Annotated in this window: 16 protein-coding genes and 1 pseudogene; 8 read left to right on the top strand and 9 right to left on the bottom strand. The window is 59.7% G+C overall.

Annotated features, from left to right (window positions below):
• Positions 1 to 127 precede the first annotated feature (127 nt).
• Positions 128 to 1,198: a DNA polymerase IV gene (gene dinB, locus BXU06_RS13615; protein WP_253189466.1), complete on the bottom strand. Its 1,071-nt coding sequence runs from the start codon at positions 1,196 to 1,198 to the stop codon at positions 128 to 130.
• A gap of 195 nt (positions 1,199 to 1,393) precedes the next feature.
• On the opposite strand from dinB, the gene BXU06_RS13610 reads away from it, so the two are divergent.
• Positions 1,394 to 2,182: a hypothetical protein gene (locus tag BXU06_RS13610; protein ID WP_150125212.1), complete on the top strand. Its 789-nt coding sequence runs from the start codon at positions 1,394 to 1,396 to the stop codon at positions 2,180 to 2,182.
• Positions 2,183 to 2,244: 62 nt separating this feature from the next.
• Here the strand turns inward: BXU06_RS13610 and BXU06_RS13605 are convergent, their stop codons facing one another.
• Entirely contained in the window at positions 2,245 to 3,144 is a 900-nt protein-coding gene (locus BXU06_RS13605) for a DMT family transporter (RefSeq protein WP_077300715.1), read from the bottom strand.
• Positions 3,145 to 3,438: 294 nt separating this feature from the next.
• On the opposite strand from BXU06_RS13605, the gene BXU06_RS13600 reads away from it, so the two are divergent.
• Complete coding sequence (locus tag BXU06_RS13600) at positions 3,439 to 4,134, top strand: GGDEF domain-containing protein (RefSeq protein ID WP_077300712.1); 696 nt, start codon at positions 3,439 to 3,441, stop codon at positions 4,132 to 4,134.
• Positions 4,135 to 4,217: 83 nt separating this feature from the next.
• On the opposite strand, the gene hemF is transcribed toward BXU06_RS13600, so the two are convergent.
• Positions 4,218 to 5,120, bottom strand: a complete 903-nt coding sequence (hemF, locus tag BXU06_RS13595; protein WP_374754333.1) for an oxygen-dependent coproporphyrinogen oxidase — start codon at positions 5,118 to 5,120, stop codon at positions 4,218 to 4,220.
• Positions 5,121 to 5,206: 86 nt separating this feature from the next.
• Here hemF and BXU06_RS13590 point away from each other — a divergent pair, with 86 nt between their 5' ends.
• A complete protein-coding gene (locus BXU06_RS13590) occupies positions 5,207 to 5,638 on the top strand; it encodes a GFA family protein (protein ID WP_216352484.1) in 432 nt (143 codons plus the stop codon).
• Between the two features lie 29 nt (positions 5,639 to 5,667).
• On the opposite strand, the gene BXU06_RS13585 is transcribed toward BXU06_RS13590, so the two are convergent.
• Positions 5,668 to 6,582 (bottom strand): LysR substrate-binding domain-containing protein, encoded by a 915-nt coding sequence (locus BXU06_RS13585; RefSeq protein WP_077300703.1) that lies wholly within the window; start codon positions 6,580 to 6,582, stop codon positions 5,668 to 5,670.
• Between the two features lie 96 nt (positions 6,583 to 6,678).
• Here BXU06_RS13585 and BXU06_RS13580 point away from each other — a divergent pair, with 96 nt between their 5' ends.
• Positions 6,679 to 7,950, top strand: a complete 1,272-nt coding sequence (locus BXU06_RS13580; protein ID WP_077300700.1) for an MFS transporter — start codon at positions 6,679 to 6,681, stop codon at positions 7,948 to 7,950.
• Positions 7,947 to 8,072 (top strand): hypothetical protein, encoded by a 126-nt coding sequence (locus tag BXU06_RS18410; protein WP_256364048.1) that lies wholly within the window; start codon positions 7,947 to 7,949, stop codon positions 8,070 to 8,072. The genes BXU06_RS13580 and BXU06_RS18410 overlap by 4 nt, the downstream gene beginning before the upstream one ends.
• A 48-nt stretch (positions 8,073 to 8,120) precedes the next feature.
• Here the strand turns inward: BXU06_RS18410 and BXU06_RS13575 are convergent, their stop codons facing one another.
• Positions 8,121 to 8,981 (bottom strand): outer envelope protein, encoded by an 861-nt coding sequence (locus BXU06_RS13575; protein WP_077300697.1) that lies wholly within the window; start codon positions 8,979 to 8,981, stop codon positions 8,121 to 8,123.
• 428 nt (positions 8,982 to 9,409) lie between these two features.
• Between BXU06_RS13575 and BXU06_RS13570 the strand changes: the two genes are divergently transcribed.
• The 3 genes from BXU06_RS13570 to BXU06_RS13560 are packed head-to-tail and all read left to right on the top strand — an operon-like array spanning position 9,410 to position 12,027.
• The gene (locus BXU06_RS13570) at positions 9,410 to 10,438 is read left to right on the top strand and encodes an ABC transporter substrate-binding protein (RefSeq protein ID WP_077300694.1); all 1,029 of its coding nucleotides are present in this window, start codon (positions 9,410 to 9,412) and stop codon (positions 10,436 to 10,438) included.
• An 11-nt stretch (positions 10,439 to 10,449) separates the two neighbouring features.
• On the top strand, positions 10,450 to 11,226 hold the full coding sequence (locus BXU06_RS13565; RefSeq protein ID WP_077300691.1) for an ABC transporter ATP-binding protein: 777 nt from the start codon (positions 10,450 to 10,452) through the stop codon (positions 11,224 to 11,226).
• A 24-nt stretch (positions 11,227 to 11,250) separates the two neighbouring features.
• Positions 11,251 to 12,027 carry an ABC transporter permease gene (locus BXU06_RS13560; RefSeq protein WP_216352483.1) on the top strand — a complete coding sequence of 259 codons (777 nt, stop codon included), beginning with the start codon at positions 11,251 to 11,253 and terminating at the stop codon, positions 12,025 to 12,027.
• A 173-nt stretch (positions 12,028 to 12,200) separates the two neighbouring features.
• On the opposite strand, the gene BXU06_RS13555 is transcribed toward BXU06_RS13560, so the two are convergent.
• From BXU06_RS13555 to guaD, 4 genes and pseudogenes are all read right to left on the bottom strand, one after another.
• Positions 12,201 to 12,515 (bottom strand): hypothetical protein, encoded by a 315-nt coding sequence (locus tag BXU06_RS13555; RefSeq protein ID WP_077300688.1) that lies wholly within the window; start codon positions 12,513 to 12,515, stop codon positions 12,201 to 12,203.
• A gap of 565 nt (positions 12,516 to 13,080) precedes the next feature.
• Positions 13,081 to 13,709: pseudogene (locus tag BXU06_RS13550) on the bottom strand (transposase).
• A 92-nt stretch (positions 13,710 to 13,801) separates the two neighbouring features.
• Positions 13,802 to 15,157: an STAS-like domain-containing protein gene (locus BXU06_RS13545; protein ID WP_216352482.1), complete on the bottom strand. Its 1,356-nt coding sequence runs from the start codon at positions 15,155 to 15,157 to the stop codon at positions 13,802 to 13,804.
• An 8-nt stretch (positions 15,158 to 15,165) separates the two neighbouring features.
• Positions 15,166 to 16,515 (bottom strand): guanine deaminase, encoded by a 1,350-nt coding sequence (guaD, locus tag BXU06_RS13540; protein WP_077300682.1) that lies wholly within the window; start codon positions 16,513 to 16,515, stop codon positions 15,166 to 15,168.
• Between the last annotated feature and the right edge of the window lie 76 nt (positions 16,516 to 16,591).

Here is a 16,591-nt window from a genome sequence, read left to right as displayed (position 1 = left end):
CGTATTTATACGTATTAGCAGACGCATGCTGTTCCGACAAGCCAACGATGGCTGAATCACGCAGAAAGTGGACGGCCAACGGCCAGGTGGGGCGTTTTTACGCAGGGTGACACGTGGGTAGGCGGGGTCAGCCCTGCACAGCAAACAATTCCAGCTGCTGAGGATGCGTCGTGGGGGCGCTCAGGCGCACGCCCACGCCAAGCAAGCGCACCGGCTGAGCACCGCGCGCCAGCGCCTGCTGCAACAGGCCGGACAGCGCGGACAGGCTGAGCATGGCCTGTGCATCTTCGACGGTAGTCTGGCGAAAATCGGCAAACCGCACTTTCACCCACGCGCCGCGAAACTGGCCACCACTGGCCAGCCAGTTGCTCAGGCGCGCCTGCAGGGCGTCCAGCAGGTCGGGCAGGCGCGCCTGACAGGCAGCCAGGTCAGGCAGATCCTGCGGATAGGTGCGCTCCACGCTGAGCGACTGGCGCACGCGTTCGCTGCGCACCGGGCGGTCGTCTTCGCCGCGCGCCATGTGGTAAAGCCGCTCGCCAAAGCGGCCAAACTGCTGGATCAGCGCATCGCGCGTCAGGGTTTGCAGTCCGGCGCAGTCGCTTACCCCCAGCGCCGCCAGTCGGGCGGCGGTGGCCGGGCCCACGCCGTTGAGCCGCTGCACGGGCAGGCCGGGCATGAATGCCGCCACCTCCTGCGGGCGAATCAGCCACTGGCCGTCCGGCTTGTTCCAGTCGCTGGCAATCTTGGCCAGCATCTTGTTCGGGCCAATGCCGGCTGATGCGGTAATGCCCACTTCATGGCGAATGGCCGCCCGGATTGCCTCGGCCATGCGCGTGGCGCTGCCCTGGCAATGCGGCTGGCCGGTGACATCCAGATACGCTTCATCCAGCGACACCGGTTCAACCAGATCGGTATAGCGGGCAAAGATTGCCCGCACCGCCAGCGACGCCTCACGGTAGCGCGGCATGTCGCCGGGCACGATTTTCAGCTGTGGGCAACGCTTGAGCGCCTGCGCTGACGGCATGGCCGAATGCACACCAAACTGGCGGGCCGGGTAATTGCAGGTGGCAATCACCCCACGCGCATCGGCGGCACCCCCTACTGCCAGCGGAATGTTCCGCCAGGCCGGGTGGTCGCGCATTTCCACCGCCGCAAAAAAGCAGTCACAGTCGATATGGATGATTTTGCGCAACGTCACGGCGAGATCCAGGCCCACTTCAGAGAAACCTGCAGTATGCGCGGCTTCGTCTTGTTCGCCCAGCTGACCGCCGACGGCAGGTCAGGGCTGCGGGCATGCTTTCTGCTGTTTAGGCTCACCCCCATGGGATACCCCCGCAAAAACCGGCAAATCGCCGGGGACAGCGGCAAAATTTACCGTGAGAAAGGCCCCATCATGCAGATTCGACCTACCGGCACCCCCATAACGGCCAGCCAGCGTCGCGGTTACCGTGACACCCCAGACAGCCGTTTTTACCAGAATTATCAGTCGGCCTATCAGGCGCTGAACACTGCCAGCGCCGCAGCGCCTGCCACCAACCCGAGCGCCAGCGCCCCGCCGGCCAAAGCGGCTTCGCTGGAAGCCATTCTGGGCGTGACCCATACCGAACTCTCGGCCTTGCGTGGCGTCAGCACACAGATACAAGCCACCTACGCGGGCGTGCTGAACAAGGCGTATAGCAGCGGTGGCATCAGCCAGGCCCGGCAGTTTTTGCAAAGCCTGTCTGCCGATGAGCTGGAGGCCGTGCGGCAGAACCACTGTCTGGCCGACCCCATCGACCCGACTCAACTGAGCGAAGAAGGCGCGCAGAACCTGCTGTTGCCGGAAGGCTATAGCGTGGACCTGAACCACGACGGCGTGGATGAAGTCGGCGCAGCGCGCACCATGCACTTTCCGCCCCGAGATGCGCCGGTTGGCTTCAAGGAAGCCTGGTTTCAGGCCACGGCCAATATGGACGACGGCGAGATGATGACTTACAGCCTGACAATGCACGGTGCCGTGTACGGCCTACAGATTGACGGCCAGAGCGTCGGGTCGAATTATCCGGTGCAGGAAATCGACAGCTATCGCCGCATTGTCAGCAATTTTCTGGCGGCGCTGGAACAGCAGAAAGCCTTCCTGGCCGAAGGACAGTACGCGCGCGACAAGCGCTTTTTCAGCGAATTGCAGGCCCTGCTGGCGTAGGGCGCAACGCGCCAGGCGTGGAGGTTTTTGCGCTGGCGCGAGATCCGGCCAGCGCCATGGCATCACTCATGAATATCGCTGACCGCCACCTCGGCTGCCGGGCGCGACAGCAGCCACACTCCAGCCAGAATCAGCACGCCACCCAGCAGTTGCGACAAGGTGACCGCTTCGCCCAGCCAGGCGGCGGCCAGCAGCACGGTAACCACCGGCTCGAAGGTGGAAATCATCGACGCCTGGGTAGCACCAATGCGCTTGATGCCAATTAAAAACCCGACAATCGCCAGCACGGTGCAAATCAACGCAATCGCCAGCAGCGCCAGCCAGCCGGCGGCATTATGCGGCCACACCAGCCCATCGCCTTGCGCCAGCACAATCAGCCCATTGCTGACGCTGGCGGCCAGAAACACCACGCAGGCCGAAGAAATCGGGTGGCTGCCGGTGGTGAAGCGCCCGCCCAGCAGGATATAGCAGGAATAAATCAGCGCCGACGCCACCCCCAGGGCAATGCCCAGTGGCTGGCCGGACAATTCCAGCCCCAGGGTGACCACCAGCCCGGAAAAAGTCAGCCCGGCAGCCAGCCATTTGCGTGCCGTGAGCGTTTCCCCGAACAGCGCTGCCGACAGCAGCATCACCAGCACCGGATACAAATACAGCAGCAGCGCCACCGTGCCCGCCGGCGCGTAGTTCAGCGCCATGAAAAAGGTTTGTGAATTGCCGGTGTAGCACACACCGCCCATCACCAGCAGCGCCAGCAAGGCGCTGCCACGCGGCCAGGGCAGCCGGCCAATCAGCACAATGGGCAGCAGGCACAGCCCGGCCAGGGTAAAGCGCAAAAACAGCAGCGAAGAGGTTGTCAGGCCAGCGGCGTAGGCCAGCTTGGCAAAAATGGCCATGCTGCCAAACGCGGTTGCCGACACCAGCACGCACACAGTGCCCCACAGGCGGGGCGAACGGGATTCCATCAATCAATACTCCAGAACAGCCGGCCCTGCGGTTTGCTGGTGCGGCGCCTTCGGTCAGATACCGAAAACATGCAATAGCTTGTTAAACAGCAAGCGGCCAAAGCCGGCAAAATGGGCCTGACAGGCTACCATAGCCAGGTGAATGGCCGCAGAGAGTTTAGAATATTAAACATCTTCTGAGCAAAACCGGGCGGGTCTGCGCTCAGGCACCGCGCCTGGCAAGCGGTCTGCGCGAGCGTGGCAGATGACACGTCATCAAATCGTCATCATCAGCCACTAAGCTGGCAATCTGCCATGTCCGACTTTGATCTCTTTGCCATGGAAACCCTGGTGGCCGATGCCAGCCGCCAGGTGTTGGCCAATCCCCACGCCAGCGCCGCCGATTATCGGCAGGCGCTGTTGACGCTGCTTACCCACTTTGAGCGAATGGTGCGGGAAACCCGGCGGATGATCAGCCAGTCTGACCGCCGCGAAGCAGAAATGAACCAGCTCAACAGCCGGCTGGGCGAGCTGGCCCGCCGGCTGGAATACGAAGCCACCCACGACGCGCTGACCGGCGTACTCAACCGGGCGGCCATCACCGTGCGGGCCGAACACGCCATGGGTGCGGTGATTCTGCTGGACATCGACCACTTCAAGCGCATCAACGACCACTATGGCCACCCCTGTGGCGACGCCACGCTGGTGGAGCTGACCCAGCGCATTCTGCGCAACCTGCCGGAAGAAGCCATGCTGGGCCGCCTCGGCGGCGAGGAGTTCATGGTGCTGTGCCCGGCCATGCGGCTGAGCGAGGCGGCGATTCTGGCGGAAAACCTGCGCGAACGCATTGCCAGCCAGCCGTTTGAGGACGGCGGCCACTGCCTGATGGTCAGCATCAGCGCCGGCGTGGCGGTGCTGCTGGCCGACGTGCACGAGGCCTACCAGCACGCCGACGCCGCCTTGTATCGCGCCAAGGGCGGCGGGCGCAACCGGGTGGAAGTGGCGCGCTAAGCCCCCATGTCGTATCGGGCTGGCGGCGTGCAGTCGGGGATCACATCCAGGCTGCCCCGACAGGCCAGGCATCGCCCCAATGCTTACACCCAGTCTCGCCCAATCAGAAACTCGCTCATCAGCTGCGCTTCCACGCTGCCGGCCTCTGGCTGCCAGTCGTAGCGCCATTTGACGATGGGTGGCATCGACATCAAAATGGATTCGGTGCGCCCGCCGGATTGCAGGCCAAACAGGGTGCCTCGGTCAAACACCAGATTGAACTCGACATAACGGCCACGGCGGTAAGCTTGCCAGTCGCGCTGTTGCTCGCTGTAGGCCTGACCGCGCTGGCGTTCGACGATGGGCAGGTAGGCGTTGACGAAGTGTTCCCCCACCGACTGGGTCAGGGCAAAGCAGTGGTCAAAACCGCCTTCGTTGAGGTCGTCAAAGAAAATCCCGCCCACGCCGCGCGGTTCGTTACGGTGCTTGAGGAAAAAATAGCGGTCGCACCAGGCTTTGAACTGCGGATGATAGTGCTCGCCAAATGGCTGCAGCGCCTGCTGGCAGGTGCGATGAAAATGCACCGCGTCGTCCACCTCGCCGTAATACGGGGTGAGATCCATGCCGCCGCCAAACCACCACACTGGCTCCTGGCCTTCGGCTGTGGCGACAAAATAACGCACATTCATATGCACCGTCGGCACATGGGGGTTGCGCGGGTGCAACACCAGCGACACGCCCATGGCTTCAAAGGCGCGGCCAGCCAGCTCGGGGCGGGCGGCGGTGGCCGAGGGCGGCAGCGACGGGCCGGTGACGTGCGAGAAATTCACCCCGCCGCGCTCGAACACGCCGCCTTCTTCGATCACACAGGACAGGCCACCGCCGCCCGTGGGACGCTCCCAGCCATCGCGGCGAAACGCCTGGCCATCAACCGCTTCAAGTTGGGTGACAATCCTGGCCTGCAGGGCTTGCAGCCAGGTTTTGACAGATTCAGGGCGCATGGCCAACTCCATCAGGGGGGATAAGGCCGGCCATTTTAGCCCGGATGGGCGCAAGAACCGTGATGATGCGCACAAAAACCGGGGAGACTTGCATGCAACTTAACGGCAGCTGCCAATGCGGCAATATGACATTCACGCTGGAATGGACGCCCGATCCAGCGGAAATCCCGGCACGGGTGTGCCGTTGTACGTTCTGCTCCGCGCACGCGGCGGTGTGGACATCGCACCCATCAGCCACACTCCATGTCACCATCCAGCGCCCGTCCAGGGTGTTCCAGCATACCTTTGCCAGCCACACCACACAGTTCCATACCTGCAGCGAATGCAGCGATGTGCCGGTGGCCACCAGCCTGATTGATGGCCAGCTGTTTGCCGTGGTCAATGTGAACACGCTGCAACACCTCGACCCCGCGCGGCTTCGATACAGCGTCAGCCATTTTGATGGCGAAAGCCTGTCGGCCAGGCTGGCCAGACGGCAACAGCACTGGATTGCCCAGGTGACATTCTCCAGCGGGGCTGGCTAAAGCGTAACCTTCCCCTGTTCAGTGCGCCGTTACAGCGCATCGGTGACCCGCGCTTCGGCGCAAATCCAGTCTCTCAGCGCCTGCGCCTGCCGGGTGGGCGCATCGTCGCGCTCGATCAGACAATACACCTTGCTCGACGCCGGCCCCGGCTGCGGGGTGCTCAGTGCCACCAGCCGGCCATCATCCAGCATCGGCTGGATCAGCTGGCCGCGCCCCAGCGCAATGCCCTGCCCGGCCACGGCGGCGTGAATCACTTGATCGTACAGGTTGAAGCGGACAATGCTCTTGGGCCGGACGCCAGCCCAGCCTTGCGCTTCCAGCCAGCAAAACCATTGCCAGCAGGGTGAGGGGTCGCCTTCAAATTCCAGCAGGGTCGATTCGGCAATCAGTGCCGGCGTATCCAGCGCGCTCAGCCCCAGGCTGGGGTGCGCCACCGGGAAAATCGTTTCGCCAAACAGCCGGATGGCCCCGGCGGGCAGGCTGGCTTGCGGGCAGTAGCGGATGGCGATGTCCAGCCCTTCCTTGCGCAGGTCGATGATCTGGTTGCTGGCGGACAGGCGCACTTCCACCTCGGGGTGCAGCTGCTGAAAACGCCCCAGGCGCGGCAGCAGCCACAAACCGACAAACCCCACACTGGCGGTCAGCGTGACGGGCCGCTGGCGCTGGCGGTCTTCCAGCGCGCCGATGGCGTCCTGCAATTGCTGCATCACGCTGTCGGCCACCAGAAACAGCCGCTCGCCTTCCGGCGTGAAGCGGATGGCCCGATGCACGCGGTCAAACAACTTCACCCCCAGCGCGGTTTCCAGACCATGCACTTGCCGGCTGACCGCCGACTGGGTGAGAAACAGATCGGTGGCGGCCTGGGTAATGCTCATGCGCCGCCCCACGGCGACAAAGCCGCGCAACAGGTCGATGGACGGGATTTTCGACAGGCTGACTGACATGATCAAACCTCATGGATAAGGGCAAAAAACTCAATTGAGCCTGCCGGGAAACTCCATTCTAATGGGCTTTTACCTCCCGCCATAGCAGAGATAAACATGCACAGCACACATGCAGACCCCACCCCCTCCCGCGCCAGCCATCCCCCCGGCAGATGGCATGACCAGCCCTGGGTGTGGGTGCTGGCGGGCGGCGTGATCATGGGGCTGGCGTTGGGCGTTCGCCACGCGGGCGGCATGTTTCAGTTGCCCATGACCCTGGATCACCAGTGGAGCCGGGAGGTGTTTGGCTTTGCCATCGCCGTGCAGAATCTGGTCTGGGGGCTGGCCCAGCCGTTTACCGGCATGCTGGCAGACCGGTTTGGCGCGCGCCGGGTGATTGTGCCGGGCCTGCTGCTGTACGCACTGGGCCTGGCCGGCATGCGCCTGGCGGCCACACCGCTTGAGCTGACCCTGTCTGCCGGGCTGTGCATTGGCATTGCCCTGTCCGGCACGTCGTTTGGCGTGGTGTACGGCGCGCTCAGCCGCATGGTGCCCCCCAGCCGTCGCGGCTGGGCGCTGGGTGTGGCGGGTGCGCTGGGCGGACTGGGTCAGTTTGCCATGGTGCCGCTGGTGCAAGGCTTGATTGACCAGCTGTCGTGGTCGGGTGCGCTGCTGGCGCTGGCGCTATGCTGCGCGCTGGCTCTGCCACTGGCCTGGCCACTGCGTGATGCGCTGCCGGATGATGGCCCGCGTGCCGGGCCGGAGCACAGCCTGCGCACCGCCCTGCGCGAGGCCTTTCAGCATCGCGGGTTCTGGTTGCTCAGCCTGGGCTTTTTTGCCTGTGGCTTTCAGCTGGCATTCATTGCCCTGCACCTGCCGGCGTATCTGCTGGGCAAAGGCTTGTCGGGCAATGCGGCGGTGGTGGGGCTGGCGCTGATTGCGCTAAGCAATGTGCTGGGCACTTATTGCTGTGGCTGGCTGGGCGGGATGTTTCGCCGCACCTATCTGCTGGCGGCCATCTATGTGCTGCGGGCCGGGGTGATGGCGCTGTTTTTTGTGCTGCCACTGAGCCACGCCAGCCTGTATCTGTTTTGCCTGGCGATGGGCTTTGTCTGGCTGGGCACAGTGCCGCTGACCAATGGCGTGATTGCGCAAATTTTTGGGGTGAAATACCTCACCACCCTGTTTGGCCTGGTGTTTTTTGGCCACCAGTTAGGCGCGTTTTTTGGGGTATGGCTGGGCGGGTATTTATACGACACCACCCGTTCGTATGACCTGGTGTGGCTGGTCGGCATCGGCCTGGGCGGCGTGGCAGCGCTGCTGCACTGGCCGATCAACGACCAGCCCGTATCCCGGCCAGCCGCCCTGAGCCTGCGCCCATGTGCATGAGCCGGGTGCTGAAAGTGCTGGGCGGAATGGCGCTGCTGTATGGGTGTTACCAGGGGTTTCTGGCTTACTTGCAGCCGGAGCATGTGCTGGCGTGGTCGGCGCTGTGGTCTTTTTGCCGGTAACACTGGCGGGGCGTGGCCAGCACATGGCCAGACACGCCCCGCGCGGGCTCAGAAGTGATATTCCGCCCGGATCATCGGGGTTTTGGCAAAGGCCCCCTTACCGGCGGTACCCTTGTGGTCGTTGCCAAACTTGTTGCGCCAGTATTGGTATTCCAGGCCAACGCGGAAGGTTTTTTTCTGGGCGTTGACCAGCGGGCTGAGGTCGTACATCAGCATCATGTCGATATTGGTTTCGGGTTTGGTGCCCACGCCAAATTCGTTTTTGCCCTTGGCGGCGATAAAGTTGGCGTAGCCTTCAAACGACAGCGGCAGCGATCCAATGGAGAACGGAATGCCCCAGGCCAGGTTCAGCATCGGGTGGGCATCGTAGCTGTAGCGCTCCACGCTGGTTTTGCTATAGCCATTGTACGGCGCGTTGCTTTCCCACAGCTGCAGCAGGCTCATGTTCAAAAAGCCCGGCACGTCAAACATCACCGTCGGGCCAGCCATCCACATGCGTTTTTTCGAGTTGTAGCCGGCGTCGTCCTTGGTGTTGATGTCAAAGCCAGCGGTCAAGCCCAGGCCGCGCACCGGGCCGAATTTCAGGTTAGCGCCCGTCACCTTGCCCAGATCCAGGGTGTGGCGGTACACCACATACACTTCTTGCGAACCGGTATTCGAGCCCACGCTGGCCGGGTCGTTTTTGTCGGCCAGCAGCAGGTCGGCGTTGAAGAAGTTGCTGCCATACTGGTAACCGCTGGCGTGGGTGAGGTTGATGATGCTCTTGCTGATGTCTTTCTGGTTGAACGGCTCGGCAAACTGCTTGCCGTAGCGATAGCCAATGGACGTATCGCTCCAGTCAGCCGCCAGGGCAGACGAAGCAGCAGCCAGCAGGGATAAGGCAAGCAGCGGGGCGGAACGGAAAGCCATGATGGAATTCTCCTGGTAAGGCAGACAGAAGGCGCTGCCGTGATGGGGTGGGCAATGTGTGCTCGGCACACCATGCTGCGCGGCAACATGCGGTCGATGTGACGCATTTAACCGGATTTTCTGCCCAGGCGCAGATATAGCCGGCATAAGCAAAAACAGATAATCCCCTCAGTATGGGCAATTGAATATACCCAGCCTGCCTGATTTAAAATACCCCGGATTAACGCACCCGAATGGCGCAAAAAAACCACCCATGCACCATGGCAAGGCACGGTTTTAATGCATACCCCGGCCATTTAGCAGTCAATTCAAGCCAATAAATTGACAAGTGAATTCAATAGCCAATTTTATTCAATAAAAACAGCACCATAGCCACTGGCACACCACTTGCACCAGCAAGGGCTTTCCGCACCCTTCTGGAGATTTCCATGCTCACCCGTCTGAATGTCTGCCGCCGTTGGTTTCTGGCCGCCAGCCTGGCGCTGATTGCCGCCCCCAGCCTGGCCGACCCTTTGCCCAAGGTAAAATTCACCCTGGACTGGCGATTTGAAGGCCCGTCGGCACCGTTTTTACTGGCCAAGGCCAAAGGGTATTTCCAGGCCGAAGGCGTGGACGTGGAAATTGATTCCGGCTCGGGCTCGGCGGGCGCAGTCACCCGCGTGGCCACTGGCGCTTACGACATGGGTTTTGCCGACTTTAATGCCCTGGTGGAATACGACGCAAAAACCCCCGGCTCGAAAATCCAGGCGGTGTATATGGTGTACAACGCCACCCCGGCAGCGGTGCTGACCCTGAAAAAAACCGGCATCAGCAAGCCGGCGGATCTGGTGGGCAAAACCCTGGCCGCGCCGGTATTCGACGCCGGGCGCAAAGCCTGGCCAGCGTTTGCCAAATCCAACAAGCTGGACCCGGCCAGCGTGAAATGGCAAACCGTCGAACCCGCATTGCGGGAAACCCTGCTGGCGCGCGGCGATGTGGATGGCATCACCGGCTTTTACTTCACCAGCGTGCTCAACCTGGAAGCACGCGGGGTAAAGCCAGAAGACATCGTCGCGCTGAAATACCCGGACCACGGCGTCGAGCTGTACGGCAACGCCATCATCGCCAGCCCCAAGCTGCTGGCCGAGAATCCCAAGGCGGTCAGCGCGGTGCTGCGCGGCTTTAACCGCGCACTGAAAGACACCCTGGCCAACCCGGCTGCCGCCATTGCCTATGTGAAAGAGCGTGACCCGTTGATCAATGTGGCGCTGGAAACCCGCCGGCTGAAACTGGCGCTGGACCACAGCGTGCTGACTGCCGAAGTGCGCGCCAACGGCCTGGGCGCAGTCACCGCCGATCGCATGCAGCGCTCGCTGGCAGAAACCGCCGACGCTTACGGCCTGACACGGGTGCCTGCCGCCGCCGAACTGTTCAACCCAGCCTTCCTGCCGGCACGCGCCGAGCGGATGGTGAAATAAGGGGAATCGGCATGTCGTTTGTGCGGTTTGAAGAGGTCAGCCTGGCGTATGCCGCAGGCGGCGCGCCGGCCATTGAAGGGGTCAACCTGTCGATTGCCGAAGGCGAATTTGTGGCCGTGGTCGGTCCGTCCGGCTGCGGCAAATCCACGCTGATGAAGCTGGCGTCGGGCCTGCGCCCACCCAGCAACGGCTATGTGTTTGTCGATGACCGCGAAGTCAGCGGCCCGCTGAAAATTGTCGGCATGGCGTTTCAGGCATCCAACCTGCTGCCGTGGCGCACCACGCTGGACAATGTGATGCTGCCGCTGGAAATCGTCGAGCCGCATCGCCGCCTGCTGCGCAAACAGCGCGCCGAGTACGAAGCGCAGGCGCGCGCGCTGCTGGCGCGGGTGGGGCTGGACGGCTACGCCGACAAATATCCGTGGGAATTGTCCGGCGGCATGCAGCAGCGTGCGTCCATCTGCCGGGCGCTGATTCACCAGCCGCGCCTGTTGATGCTGGACGAGCCATTTGGCGCGCTGGACGCCTTCACCCGCGAAGAGCTGTGGTGCATGCTGCGCGACCTGTGGCAGGAAAAACCCTTCACCGTGATTCTGGTCACCCACGACCTGCGCGAAGCGGTGTTTCTGGCCGACACCGTGTATGTGATGAGCACCCGACCAGGCCGCGTGCTGCTGCGCCAGCCCATCGACCTGCCACGCCCGCGCGACCTCGACCTGACTTACACCGACGCCTTTGCCCACCATGTGCACGCCCTGCGCGAGCATATCGGCCAACAGCGCCACTGAGCGCCACACAAGGATGTTTTGTTCATGAGCATGAAATCCTCCACCCTGGTCAAGCTCGCGCCCTGGGCGCTGACCACCTTGCTGTTTGTACTGTGGGAGCTGATCTGCATCGGTTTCAAACTGCCCGACTACCTGCTGCCCGCCCCCAGTGCGGTATGGGCCAGCGGCCACGAGTACGCCGGGGCCATCATGCAGCACGCCACGCAAACCCTGCTTACCACTCTGGCCGGCTTTGGTCTGGCGGTGGCCGTTGGCCTGGCGCTGGGCCTGGCGGTGGGGGCCTCGCCGCTGGTGTACAAAGCTTGCTACCCACTGCTGGTGGGCTTTAACAGCATCCCGAAAGTGGCTTTTGTGCCGGTGCTGGTGGTGTGGTTTGGCATCGGCACCGTACCGGCCATCCTCACCGCGTTTTTGATTTCGTTTTTTCCGGTGGTGGTCAATGTCGCCACCGGCCTGGCCACGCTGGAACCCGAGCTGGAAGACGTGCTGCGCTCACTGGGTGCCCGCCGGCTGGACATCCTGTTCAAAGTGGGCCTGCCACGCTCGCTGCCGTATTTCTTCGCCTCGCTGAAAGTGGCCATCACCCTGGCCTTTGTCGGCTCGGTGATCTCCGAAACGGTGGCCTCCAACCTGGGCATCGGCTACCTGATGATGTCGGCCAGCTCGTCGATGAACATGCCGCTGGTGTTTGCCGGGCTGATGGTGATCGGCGTGATGGGGGTGGTGATGTATGAACTGTTTGCGCTGGTGGAGCGGCGGCTGACGGGGTGGGCGCATCGGAACCCGAATGCGCCGCATTAAAGGATACACTGAAAAAACCGTCATTCCCGCGAAGGCGGGAATCCAGGATGTTGATTTTGCTTGGTTTTATTTTGGCAGAAACGATTTTTCTGAATAAATCAGTGCGCCCCCAGTAGGCCGCCAAGGCAAATTCACTCGAAATGGATATTGTATAAACAGGCCATTGCTTGTGATTATTTTGTGCGGCACCCAGTTTTCCTGAACGCTTTCGAGATGAATCGATATATCCGGCAGCTCAGCCAGAACATGAATGGAATCGCCAGCAAAAGCGCCATCGCACCCCATAAAACAACCATGAGGCCAAGGCCTAAATCATCTTCACCAATGGGAATGGGGTGGCGCAGCTCGTAGTAATGAGCAGCCAGGGTCATCACCAGGAAAACCCATCCGGCCACAAAGGCAAGCGAGCACATTATGGACACAAACCAAGTGATTGACTGATGTAAAATGGTTTTCAGTATTTTTGTTTTTGAAGCATGAGTCCACATGGTTTTATTTCACTACAGTGAGTACAACTTGGCATGAGCAGGAATATTGGACAGAATAATCCAACAAGACGACACAGAACTTTCTGGGCTTGCGAATTAATGACCAAAATCAAAAATATCATCATGAACACAACTGAGTACGTAATGGTTGTCTATCGCACACCAAAATATATATCGCCCAGTGCCATGGTCTAATTCATGTGTGGCAGTGCGCCTATGCCCCTCATCATCGGTGAAGTAGATCCTCATACCCAACTTGCCCCGTGGCTTAAAAAAGCCAAAATAATGGCCATGCTCAGACGTCTTGACACCAGGATCATGGTGTCGTGATGGGCCTGCATAGATAGATTGCCCATTGAGGGTGATTTTATAAATGCTGACCCGGCTTGTACCATGATTGGTAAAGCCAACACTAGACTCTGCGACAATCAATAGCCGCCAAGCCCCCCAGCTCAAGATGGCGATTAATCCAAGAAAAAGAAGTAAGTAAAACTGTTTTCCGGAGGTTTTTATTTGAGGTTTCGAGATAAGTCTATCCTCTGTTTAGAGTGCATTTTAATCCGTTCTAGAGCATGCTCTGAACCATGCCAATAACATTAGACAGGTGCGGCAGCATCAACATGGCAAACGCCACGTAATGTAATCCAGCCAGAGTCTGCGGCAGCTTCTCGTAGTCTCTGGCCAAACGCCGGAAGCGAGCGGCCCAGCCAAAGCTGCGCTCAACTACCCAGCGGCGCGGCAGCAGCACACAGCCCCGCTTGGCTTCTGACAGCTTGACTACGTGCAGTTCGACACCGTATGCACTGCCTCACTGGCACCATCGTAGCCTGTGCCTGTGCTGCTGGGCGTGGACTGAATGGTGCAGCAATCGATGATAACGGCGGACGGATGGGCTTTGCGGCCATCGGCCAGGCGCAGCAACACACGCAAGTCATGCACCATCTCTTCAAAGCAACCGGCTTTCAGCCAACGCTGCATTTGCTGATAAACCAATGACCATGGCGGCAGGTGCAGGTCATTGGGCAGCATGCGCCATGGGCAACCACAGCGCACCACGTAGCGCACAGCGTTGAACACCTCGCGCAGTGAGTGTTTGCGCTGCCCTGCGTCCAGGGGAAACAGGGTCAAGTACGGCGCGACGAACGCCCATTCTTCGTCGCTGACATCGGATAGGTAAGGTTTGCGGTTCTCCATGGGGCTTATGTTTTTACTATCATGGGATATTTCAGAGCATGCTCTAGAAGGTACTGTGGTTCAGTAAATACAGAGCTCCAGCTTTGGGGGCGTTATGCTAATTCGTGAGGAGTGGTTTTTGCATACGCGGCCACTGCCATAATAGCTTCACGAGTTGCATTGGTGCAGTTCGCAATTGATAAGGTCGAACCAATTTGCTGCCCATCACGAATTACTTTATACATTAAAGCATGAACAAAAGATTGAGTGGCAAAACGCACTTTATTAAAGTTTAGAACAACCATAGCTCCACTGTTAATACTGGGCAATATGATTGTTTCTCGAAATTTTGATGCTTCTTCAACATTCTCCTCAAAATCTACTACATTGACTACTATCAACCCTGGTTCATCTGGTACCTCCTCAATAAAGTCTAGGGCTAACTCTGCTGGGTATTTTCTGGCCTCTGCTGCCATGTTCCGGCAAACAGTAAGAATTTCGTTAAATTCTGCGATTGAATCTCTTCTTAATTGGAGGTATGCAAAAGTTCCTGGCCATCCACCATTTTTCGCTGTCTGGTATGTCTTTTTTTGAGTGCCTTTTTCATCGCCCCATAAATCCATAAGCGCATTTTTTGAACCAAGAAAGAAACTGCCGTTAGCAAGTGATGCAATTTGCTTAATAAAGAAAAGCCCAAGACCTGCATTATCTCGCATGGTTGAATATGTTTCAGGGCCAAATGTTCTGGAGACATGGGGCATGGTAGCTAGCTTGAGTGCTTGTAAATCTGTATTGAGCTCTGGGTAGGCTTCTGTCAAGCTGTCTTTAAGGCCTACCCCCATATCTGCCACGCATATGTTAACCAAACCGCTGTTTGGATAGTATTGCGCCATTGCAATGCCGCCTACCGAGCTACCAGAATGCTGAACAATGTTACGCAAAAGCTCAATTAATGAATATTTAACTGCGCCTTCTAGCTCTTCGTCTTCTATATGAAGAATTTCCATGACTTTTGCAGCAAAGGCTGGGATTTCTGCACTGCTTTTAATTCTTGTTAGCTTAACTGTTCTATTTGACTGTTCAACGTTCTCCAAGTTTGGTTTTTTGTTTATAATCTCAAGAAAGCCTGTTTCAACAAGGTAATTTCCTGCGACACTGCTCTCGGTAACATGAATTCTCACAGATTTTCTTTTCGCTTCTTTTAGCCACAAAAGATAGATAGCAAAAAGTGTTACAGCATATGGGGCGATAAAATTACAGCCTTTAAAATTAACTTCTATTGGGGCTACTGGGTCTGCGTGCCACCTCCAGCCACAGAAGAACTTAATTAAAGATTTGTCATTTAAATTGTCTGGTATGTTTAAGTGAAACTTATTCATTTCATGCCCATTTGGTTTGTTGGCATAAAGTCTGCTTTCTTGCAGCCTTGCTTTTCGTTGATTAATAGGTGTAATTGTATATTTATGCAACTATACCTCTATTTTGCTTTTAATTCAAATTGAGTTTTAGCTAGTTCGCCCACCCTCCCCAACACATGCGTCGCCACCACGCACCGTTCATCCCCCAACACCATCAGCGCAAACAACTGCTCGCTCAAGCTCCCGCCATGTTGCAACCGATACGCCAGTTCCGGTGTCGCCATCGGGTTCAGCACCACGCAATCGGCTTCTTTGCCGGGCAGGAAGTTGCCGATGTGTTCATCCAGATAAAGCGCGCGGGCGCCGGCCAGGGTGGCCAGCCACCAGGCGCGCAGCGGCGGCAGGGGGCGGCCGAGCATTTGCGAGACTTTATAGGCTTCGCCCAGGGTGCGGATCAGGCTGAACGAGGTGCCGCCGCCCACGTCGGTGGCCAGGCCCACGCGGATGCCGGCGTCCAGCGCGGCGGCGTGGTTGAACAAGCCGCTGCCGAGAAACAGGTTGGAGGTGGGGCAGAAGGCGGCGGCGGTGCCGGTGGTGGCCATGTCGCTGATTTCCACCGGGGCCAGGTGGATGCAGTGGCCGTAAATGGTGCGCGGGCCAAGCAGGCCGTAGTGAGCGTAGACGTCCAGGTAGTCGCGGCGCTGCGGAAACAACTGGCCCACCCAGGCGATTTCGTTGGGGTTTTCCGCCAGATGCGATTGCACATGCAGGTCAGGCTGGCTGCGGTAGAGCGCGCCGGCCAGCGCCAGCTGCTCGGGGGTGGAGGTGGGGGCAAAGCGCGGGGTCAGGGTGTAGCGCAGCCGGCCACGGCGGTGCCAGCGCTCGATCAGCGCCAGGCTGTCGCGCTCGGCGGAGGCCACGGTGTCGCACAGTTCCGGCGGGGCGTGGCGGTCCATCATCACTTTGCCGCACAGCATGCGCAGCTGGCGGCGTTCGGCGGCGGCCATAAAGGCGTCTACCGATTGCGGGTGGACGGTGGCGAATACTGAGGCGGTGGTGGTGCCGTGTGCCAGCAGGCGTTCGACAAAATAGTCGGCAGCGGCTTCAGCCACTTGCAGGTCGGCAAAGGCGGCTTCGGCGGGAAAGGTGTAGTCGTTCAGCCAGTCCAGCAGCTGGCGGCCAAATGAGGCGATCACCCCGGATTGCGGATAATGGCAGTGGGTGTCCACCAGGCCGGGCAGCACTAGGTGGTCGCCGTAGTCAAAGCATTCGGCGCTGGCCAGCTCGTCGGGCGTGCGCCGTGCGCGCAGTTCGGGCCAGGGGCCAAGGTCGGCCACGCGGCCATCGACAATCCACAACGCGCCGTCGGGCAGGCTTTGGTAGCTGTCGGCGGCGTCGTGTTCGCCAGGGTCGGCCAGAAAATGCAGGATGTGGCCGCGAATCAGCTGGGTGGCAAAGGCAGAGGTCATGGCGTTCTCGTCAGCAGCGCACGCGCCGGCCCGCCGCACGCCAAGCGGCGTGCGGCACAAGCGCGAGTAAAGGGAA

The organism is Aquaspirillum sp. LM1 (genome assembly GCF_002002905.1).
In the GTDB taxonomy this organism is placed as follows: domain Bacteria; phylum Pseudomonadota; class Gammaproteobacteria; order Burkholderiales; family Aquaspirillaceae; genus Rivihabitans.
Note: the sequence above shows the minus strand (reverse complement) of the source record. Positions and strands in the feature narration are given on the sequence as shown.